Source organism: Streptomyces sp. NTH33, assembly GCF_003236365.1.
Lineage (GTDB): Bacteria > Actinomycetota > Actinomycetes > Streptomycetales > Streptomycetaceae > Streptomyces.
In genome coordinates, this window is sequence record NZ_POTZ01000934.1 from 1 (window position 1) to 1137 (window position 1137).

Genomic DNA, 1137 nt, shown 5'->3' on the forward strand with positions numbered 1-1137 from the left:
CTAGTGTCTTGAGTCTTTGATTCGCTGAAGATATCCGGCGAGGCGTTCGAGGATCTCGTCCGCGGTCTTCACCCAGGCGAACGGCCGCGGATCTTCGTTCCACAGCTTGATCCAGGCGCGGATGTCGCGTTCCAGGGCCTGGACGTTCTTGTGGACGCCGCGGCGTACCTGACGCTCTGTCAGCAGTCCGAACCACCGCTCGACCTGGTTGAGCCAGGAGGAGTAGGTGGGGGTGAAGTGCATGTGGAAGCGCGGGTGCGCCGCGAGCCAGCGCTGTATCGCCGGTGTCTTGTGCGTGGCGTAGTTATCGCAGACCAGGTGCACCTCCAGCCCCTCGGGCACCTCCTTGTCGATGCGGGCGAGGAACTTCTTGAACTCTGCGGCCCGGTGGCGGCGGTGCAGCTGGCCGATCACCTCCCCGGTGGCCACGTTCAGCGCGGCGAACAGGGTGGTGGTGCCGTTGCGGAGGTAGTCGTGGGTGCGGCGCTCGGGCATGCCCGGCATCATGGGCAGCACCGGCGCCGAGCGGTCCAGCGCCTGGATCTGGGACTTCTCGTCCACGCACAGCACCAGGGCGTGTTCGGGCGGGGCGAGGTAGAGGCCCACGATGTCGCGGACCTTGTCGATGAACTGCGGGTCGGTGGACAGCTTGAAGGTGTCGACCATGTGCGGTTTGAGGCCGAAGGTGCGCCAGATGCGCGAGATGGTCGACTGCGACAGGCCGGTGGCCCGGGCCATCGACCGGGTCGACCAGTGGGTGGCGCCGGCCGGGGTGGACTCCAGGGTCTGGACGATCACGTCCTCGACCCGCGCGTCGGTCACGGTGCGCGGCGCGCCGGGACGCGGCTCGTCGACCAGCCCCTCCAGGCGGTCGGCTGCGAACCGCTTGCGCCACTTGGCCACCGTGACCGGGTGAACCCCAAGGTCCTTGCCGATCTGGGTGTTTGATGCCCCGTCTCCGCAAGCCAGCACGATGCGGCAGCGCAGCGCGAGGGCCTGGGAAGAGGTGCGGCGCCTCGCCCAGCGCTGCAGCGTTTCGCGTTCGTCGTCGGTGAGAACCACATCGACCGTAGGCCGTCCCATTCGTGCCATGACCCCAGCATACTTATGGAACGAATCAAAGACTCAGGACACTAG

General features: G+C 66.8%; 1 protein-coding gene. It reads right to left on the reverse strand.

Annotation, left to right across the window (positions count from 1 at the left end; all coding sequences use genetic code 11):
* Positions 1-1092: an IS630 family transposase gene (locus tag C1I97_RS37640; RefSeq protein WP_111007333.1), complete on the reverse strand. Its 1092-nt coding sequence runs from the start codon at positions 1090-1092 to the stop codon at positions 1-3.
* Positions 1093-1137: the final 45 nt, after the last annotated feature.